7 protein-coding genes are annotated in these 7312 nt (G+C 54.6%); 2 read left to right on the top strand and 5 right to left on the bottom strand.

Annotated features, from left to right (window positions below):
- A partial coding sequence (locus NOM06_RS14345) for a hypothetical protein (protein WP_255912045.1) occupies nucleotides 1–207 on the top strand: 207 nt, incomplete at its 5' end.
- 136 nt (nucleotides 208–343) lie between these two features.
- Here the strand turns inward: NOM06_RS14345 and NOM06_RS14340 are convergent.
- From NOM06_RS14340 to NOM06_RS14325, 4 genes are all read right to left on the bottom strand, one after another.
- Nucleotides 344–2275 (bottom strand): bifunctional diguanylate cyclase/phosphodiesterase, encoded by a 1932-nt coding sequence (locus NOM06_RS14340; protein ID WP_255912043.1) that lies wholly within the window; start codon nucleotides 2273–2275, stop codon nucleotides 344–346.
- 23 nt (nucleotides 2276–2298) lie between these two features.
- Nucleotides 2299–2799, bottom strand: coding sequence for a molybdopterin-binding oxidoreductase (locus NOM06_RS14335; protein ID WP_005349099.1), 501 nt, complete (start codon nucleotides 2797–2799; stop codon nucleotides 2299–2301).
- A gap of 101 nt (nucleotides 2800–2900) precedes the next feature.
- Nucleotides 2901–4535, bottom strand: a complete 1635-nt coding sequence (gene groL / locus NOM06_RS14330) for a chaperonin GroEL (RefSeq protein ID WP_005340575.1) — start codon at nucleotides 4533–4535, stop codon at nucleotides 2901–2903.
- Nucleotides 4536–4578: 43 nt separating this feature from the next.
- Nucleotides 4579–4872 (bottom strand): co-chaperone GroES, encoded by a 294-nt coding sequence (locus NOM06_RS14325; protein ID WP_005340573.1) that lies wholly within the window; start codon nucleotides 4870–4872, stop codon nucleotides 4579–4581.
- 260 nt (nucleotides 4873–5132) lie between these two features.
- Between NOM06_RS14325 and NOM06_RS14320 the strand changes: the two genes are divergently transcribed.
- Nucleotides 5133–6467 (top strand): MATE family efflux transporter, encoded by a 1335-nt coding sequence (locus tag NOM06_RS14320; RefSeq protein WP_255912049.1) that lies wholly within the window; start codon nucleotides 5133–5135, stop codon nucleotides 6465–6467.
- Nucleotides 6468–6501: 34 nt separating this feature from the next.
- Here NOM06_RS14320 and NOM06_RS14315 read toward each other — a convergent pair whose 3' ends face one another.
- A complete protein-coding gene (locus NOM06_RS14315; protein ID WP_042054399.1) occupies nucleotides 6502–6978 on the bottom strand; it encodes an FxsA family protein in 477 nt (158 codons plus the stop codon).
- Nucleotides 6979–7312: the final 334 nt, after the last annotated feature.

The following is a 7312-nucleotide window of genomic DNA, read 5'->3' as shown; positions in this document are numbered from 1 at the left end:
AAATTGTTTTTGATGTTCGATGCTGTGAGTGCCCACACAGATTGCTTGATTCAAATTGTTAAAGAGCGACGCAACAGCGTGTTGCTGCGGGAGTGGAATTCTACTCAACCGCCTTCTCGAGTCAAGCCTTATTTTCAAAGGTTTTTCGAGGTTATCGACCAGGTTGTTTGCGTTGCCGCTTGCCGTGTCGATGGAGGCGCATTATAGGGAGTGAATTCTTTCTGGCAAGGCTAAATTGCATGTTCTTTTGATAAAACTGCACAACCGTTCAAACAACAAACAAAAAGAAGAAAGTTCGAGCTAAATCACACATTCTGGAGGCAGATGACAGGTAAGCCCCCTCTCAACTCATATAAGCTATTTCGGATTGTTGACGCGCCAGCCAAAGCTCCTCCATCTCCAACAAGGTCTGATAGATTTTCTCCGCCTGCTCCGGTCGGCTGAACAGATAGCCCTGTCCATACAAGTGGATATCGGTCAGGGATCGCAGCACATCCAACTGGGCCTGTGTCTCAATCCCTTCACACACCAGACTCTTGCCCAGCATCGACCCCATCCGGCAAATATTTGCGACCAGTTCGGATGCCTCCAGTGAAGTGTCAATTCCCTGTATAAATGAGCGGTCGATCTTCACCTTGCTGACCGGTAACTTTTGCAGATAACTCAAAGAGGAATAGCCAGTCCCAAAATCGTCTAATGCCAGCAGTACCCCCAGCTGATTGAGATCCTGCATCAGTTGCAGCGAGTTCTTCACTTCGCGCATGGTGGTATCTTCCGTGACCTCCAAGACCAGGCTACGGGCAGGCAGGTGGTGTTCCATCAATGCCTTGGCCACCAGTTTGAGCAAATTACGCTGGTACATGCCTGGCGAGATATTCACACACATTTGCAGATCAACCATACCAAGCTGGTGCCACTGATAGAGCTGCTCGCAAGCCGTGTTCAGCACCCAGCTCCCAACCCGCTCGGCAAGCTGGAACTCCTCGGCCACCATGATCACTTCGTTTGGCGGAATGAAGCCGAGTTCCGGATGCCGCCAGCGCAGCAGAGCCTCGACAGCTTCACAGCGGCCACTCTCGAGATTGACGATGGGTTGGTAATAGAGTTCCAACGCATTGTGTTCCAGCGCCATGATCATATCCGACGCCAAATGTTTACGCCGCGCCGTCTCGTTGAGCAGGGAGTTATCGTAAATCACATAGGGGGCATGGGTCTTGCGACTATGGAACAGGGCCTGCTCCGCACGACTCAGTAACTCCTGAGTCTTGTCGCTGTCCATCGGATAGAAGGCAATGCCGATCCCGACTTCGAGCCGGAAGGGATAGTTGTCATAGACGATATCTTGCTTCAGCGCATGCAGTAATCGCGCTACCAACTCCCTGACCTGACGCAGATCGCTGCTGCCACGCTGAATAATGGCAAATTGATCCCCCCCCAGACGTCCGCTCCACTCGCCCTCTTCACAGAGCACTCTGATCCGGGTGGCAAACTCACAAAGCAGATAATCACCTGTGTCATAGCCAAACTTGCTGTTGATATCCCTGAAGTCGTTGATATCGACCAGCACCAGTCCAAACGGCACTTCCTGTGTGGCGTACAGCTCCATCCGCTCCAGCAAAGCAACCCGATTGGACAACCCGGTCAGCGGATCCCGTCTGGCTGCTCTGAAATGGCGACGCCCTTCATATATAAGCAGCATGCTGAGCAGCAGCACTGACATGACCAGACCGGAGACCATCAGCAACAAGGCATTACGCAATTGGCCAAAATGGCGATCGTTCTCGGAATAGACGTTGATGTTCTTCTGCATCACAGAAGCGAGGGAGTAGGAGAGCGGCTCTTGCAGCGGGGCAAGGCGCATCATGATCTGCTGATAGTCAGATGCCCCGCTTTGCAACTTGGTGATGTCGGGCTCTATTTGGCGAATATTGGTTTCAATCAGCTGCACCAGACGTAAGGTTTTCTGCTTGTCCTGCATGCTCTTGCGCAGCTGGCCGCTCAACAGGATGGGCGTTCTGCTCCAGAGAATGTCATAACGCAACATCAAGGTGTCATGATCAATCCCGCCATAGTGATAGACCTCTACCGCATTGAGGAAACGCCCGAGCTCCAGCTGCAACTGCATCAGCGCCCAGGAGACATCATAGGTGTATTTCTCCATCGCTCTGGTCGCATTCTGGATCTGCATCAGGCAATAGAGGGTGCTCCCGGTAAACAACAGGATGGATACATACAGAATGACGAGCAGTGGCCACGCCCTAGTCTTTCCTTTCACCCCATGCTCCCGTGCTGTTTTTATCAGTGCTGAATGTCTATCAAATCCAGCTGCCAGATCATCATGTCGGTATATTCGGATCGCTTCAATTCCGGATATTGATCAAGAGGCAGCATAAACCAGACCGGCCCCTTGTCACGCACCCGCATGACAGCCCCATTGTCTTCCCATGCAAGAATGGGCTCGTATTTGGCAACCTTGTCCCATTCAATGCGGATCTGGAAACTGTTCAGTGCTGTCAACGTAATGGTCTTGCCATCCGCACCGACTGCAGCCAATACATCGGCCAGTTTTGGGCCTCTGTAGGTGTGCGGCTTATCCACCCACGGGTTGCCTGTCACTATCTCATGTTGCGGCAGAGCCTGCAGTTTAGCCAGATCAAACAACACCTTGCCATCAACTTCGTCTGCCGACCTGATGTTGCCACCGACTTTCAGGATCACCGGCCCCGTCAGCGCCTCAGCAGCCATCACCGGCATGATGACCAATGAACACAGTAGTGTCAGCCAACCAAACATTTTCATATCGCCCCCAGATTTGCTGTCTCAACAGACTCAGTTTAGCCAGATATAAAAAAACGGCTCGCCTTGAGCGAGCCGTTTGTCAACTATAGCAAGGGGGATGATTACATCATGCCCATGCCACCCATGCCGCCCATGTCAGGCATAGCAGGGGTATCTTTCTTCGGCAGTTCGGTGACCATGCACTCGGTGGTGATCATCAGACCGGCGATGGAAGAGGCAAACTGCAGGGCGGAACGGGTTACCTTGGTCGGATCCAGGATGCCCATGGCCAGCATGTCGCCATACTGTTCGCTGTAAGCGTTGTAACCGAAGTTGCCTTCGCCGTTCTTCACTGCGTTGGCAATGACGGAGGCTTCTTCACCGGCGTTGATGACGATTTGACGCAGCGGGGCTTCCATGGCGCGCAGGGCAACCTTGATACCGACGTTCTGGTCTTCGTTGTCACCGCGCAGGCCAGCCAGTTTGGCAGCAACGCGAACCAGCGCAACACCACCACCGGCAACCACGCCTTCTTCAACGGCAGCACGGGTAGCATGCAGAGCATCTTCTACGCGAGCTTTCTTCTCTTTCATCTCGACTTCGGTAGCAGCACCCACCTTGATCACGGCAACACCGCCAGCCAGCTTGGCTACGCGCTCTTGCAGCTTCTCACGATCGTAGTCGGAAGAGGTCTCTTCGATCTGCTGACGGATCTGGGCAACACGACCTTCGATCACACCGGCATCACCCACGCCATCGATGATGGTGGTGTTCTCTTTGGTGATGACGATGCGCTTGGCACGACCCAGATCTTCCAGAGTCGCTTTTTCCAGCTCCATGCCAACTTCTTCAGAGATGACGGTACCGCCAGTCAGTACGGCGATATCCTGCAGCATGGCCTTGCGACGGTCACCGAAGCCAGGCGCCTTGACGGCAGCCACTTTCACGATACCGCGCATGGTGTTGACCACCAGAGTCGCCAGGGCTTCGCCTTCTACGTCTTCAGCAACAATCAGCAGCGGTTTACCCGCTTTGGCAACGCCTTCCAGCACCGGCAGCATTTCGCGGATGTTGGAGACTTTCTTGTCAACCAGCAGGATGAACGGGTCGTCCAGCTCAACGGAACCGGTCTCTTGCTTGTTGATGAAGTAGGGGGACAGGTAGCCGCGGTCGAACTGCATACCTTCAACAACTGCCAGCTCATCTTCCAGACCCTGACCATCTTCAACGGTGATGACGCCATCGCGACCCACTTTGTCCATGGCTTCGGCAATCAGCTTGCCCACTTTCTCGTCGGAGTTGGCGGAGATGGTGCCCACCTGAGCGATGGCATTGCTGTCAGCACACGGCTGAGACAGCGCTTGCAGCTCGGCAACAGCAGCCACAACGGCCTTGTCGATACCGCGCTTCAGATCCATCGGGTTCATACCGGCGGCAACGGCTTTCAGACCTTCGTTGACGATAGCCTGAGCCAGAACGGTTGCAGTAGTGGTACCGTCACCGGCGGCATCGTTCGCCTTGGAAGCCACTTCCTTGACCATCTGGGCGCCCATGTTCTGGAACTTGTCTTCCAGCTCGATTTCGCGCGCAACAGAAACACCATCTTTAGTGATGGTCGGGGCGCCGAAGGACTTGTCCAGCACCACGTTACGGCCTTTCGGGCCCAGAGTCACCTTGACGGCATCAGCCAGGATGTTTACGCCTTCCAGCATCTTGATGCGGGCTTCGTTACCAAACTTAACGTCTTTAGCTGCCATTTTTCTTCAATCCTTAAATCAATTCGGGGAAAAGGAGGATGGATTACTCTTCGACAATCGCCAGGATGTCGGTTTCGGAGAGGATCAGGACGTCCTGACCATCCAGCTTCTCGGTCTTCACACCGTAGCCTTCGTTGAAGATAACCTTGTCACCAACCTTCACGGCCAGCGCTTTGACTTCGCCATTATCCAGGATGCGACCAGTCCCCACGGCAAGCACTTCACCACGGGTGGACTTCTGGGCCGCAGTACCAGTCAAGACGATACCGCCGGCAGATTTGGCTTCAGCTTCGATGCGCTTGATGATGACGCGGTCGTGCAGTGGACGAATTTTCATCGATAACTCTCCCAAAATGAGTCTCATTGTTGCTTTGAGGAATGGCCGTTCCAGGCCAAATTAGATATGTCCCTGATGTGGGGCAGAGTTGCTAACCCTTCAAGGGCAAATACAAAAAAAATTTTTTCACGTACTATAAACATCTTCGATGGTTCAGCCATGTCCGCACTCTGGTGCAAGGTCGGTTCAAGCCGCCCGGTTTCCATGCCAGAACCTTCAAAGCCAGCTGTAGAGACGAGCCCTTGACCCGCACCAACCCCATGCTGACAGCCCCTATTCCGGTCGTACTGCGCCAGATGACGGGCCCCATGATCTTCGGCATCATCGCCATTCTGGCCTTCAATCTGGTCGATACCTTTTTTATCGGTATGCTGGGAACCGAAGCTCTGGCTGCCATCAGTTTTACCTTTCCCGTCACCTTTGTGGTCACCTCGCTGGCGATGGGATTGGGCGCCGGATTGTCAGCGGTGATCGGTCATACCCTGGGGCAGGGCAAACACGATGAGGCGGCCCATCTCGCCACCGACAGCCTGTTTCTGGCGGTGATCATGGTGGCCCTGCTCTCCGCGGGGGGAGCTCTCACCATCAAGCCTCTGTTTACTCTGCTGGGGGCCAGTGCCGAGCTTATCTCTCTCATCCATGACTACATGCTGATCTGGTATCTCACCGTCCCCATGCTGGTGCTGCCCATGGTGGGCAATGCCGCCATCCGGGCGACCGGCGACACCAAAACCCCCAGTCTGGTGATGGCCGTAGCCGGGCTGGTCAACGGGGTACTGGATCCTCTGTTGATCTTCGGTATCGGTCCCTTTCCCGAATGGGGGATCCGCGGGGCCGCCATCGCGACCTCTATCTCCTGGTTGATGGCGATGCTGGTCAGCCTCTATATCCTGCGTCATCGGGAAGGCTTGCTGCTGTGGCGCCTCTCGCCGCGGGCCCGGTTGCTGACCCACTGGCGGGCGCTGCTCCATGTCGCCGTCCCCGCCTCTTTTACCAATATGCTCAACCCCCTGGCCAATGCGGTGCTGATGACGATCTTTGCAGGACTGGGTACCGAGGTGGTGGCCGCTTATGGTGCCGCGTCGCGGGTCGAGGCGCTGTTGCTAATTGTGATGATGGCCCTCGCCTCCGTACTGGCCCCTTTCATCTCGCAAAACTGCGGCGCTGGCAATCCGGCCCGGGCCAAAGCCGCACTTCAGAGCAGCATGCGCTTTGCACTACTGTTCCAGCTCGCCATCTATGGCCTGACCTGGCTACTGGCGCCACTCATCGCCAACCTGTTCAGCGATCATCCGCAGGTCATTTGCCTGATTATTCTCTATCTGCATCTGGTGCCGATCGGTTACGGCTTTCAGGGCATGGTGATGCTGCTGGCCTCGGCACTCAATGGCGTGCGAGCATCCAGTATCTCGTTTTTGTTCAACGGATTGCGGCTGTTTGGTTTTCTGTTGCCAGGAGCCTGGCTGGGGGCAAAGCTGGGAGGAGAACAGGGGATATATCTGGGGATACTGCTGGCCAATCTGGCGGCGGGCACCCTCGCATGGTGGTATGCCCGACACCGCTTCGAGGCCTTGTGCCATCAGGGCAAACCCTGATTCAGTCACTCGCCTCGGGTCTTCGTCTCGTCGATTACTCTTTACGCTCAAATTCGCCTTCGATAGTGGTGCCGCCCTGCTTGGCGTTCCCCAGATGATCATCGGACGGTGCGTTGCCAAACGGCGATTGAGTACGCTGGAAGCCACCCATCTGCATCCGGAACTGGCTGCTGCCGATCAGCTTGTCAGCCAGTTTGTTACGCAGCCAGGGCTGCAGCAGCAGGACCCCGAAGAAGTCGGTGACAAAACCCGGAATGATCAGCAGCAGACCGGCCAACGCCAACATCATGCCCCCCATCACCTCGCGGCCCGGCATCTCGCCCATCTGCATCTTTTGCTGGGCGCTGAACAGGGTCTTGATCCCTTCACTGCGCACCAGCGAGGAGCCCAATACCGCGGTCAGTATGAGCAAGCCGACAGTCGGCAGCGCCCCGATTACCGAGCCGACCTCGATCATCACGGTGAGTTCCAGTACAACCAGACCCACCAACAACAAAAACAACTTGCCCATATCCACTCCAGCACCGGTAAATTGAGAAAAAGTGGCGCCCATCCAACGATGGTCAGAGGCGATTTTGCCGCCCCGTCATCACCACTTTCTGCCCTGAATAAATGGGGGCAGCCCCCCTCTTTTCAAGTTGGTCAACTGACTCCTACGTCATCAGCAATCTAAAAAACCAGCAAAAAGTCACAAAAATTTATAAAAATCATCATGATAAAAACTTCATAACATATGTGTACTTTCCTCAAAGTAATTTGAAAATGTCGCAAATTTAGTGATCCACCTCTAATAACCGATACCTCAATTGGAGTAGTATATTGATTAGTTTTTCGGGAGGTCATTC

The sequence above is a fragment of the Aeromonas sp. JL9 genome, from assembly GCF_024436075.1.
In the GTDB taxonomy this organism is placed as follows: Bacteria; Pseudomonadota; Gammaproteobacteria; order Enterobacterales; family Aeromonadaceae; genus Aeromonas; species Aeromonas veronii.
Note: the sequence above shows the minus strand (reverse complement) of the source record. Positions and strands in the feature narration are given on the sequence as shown.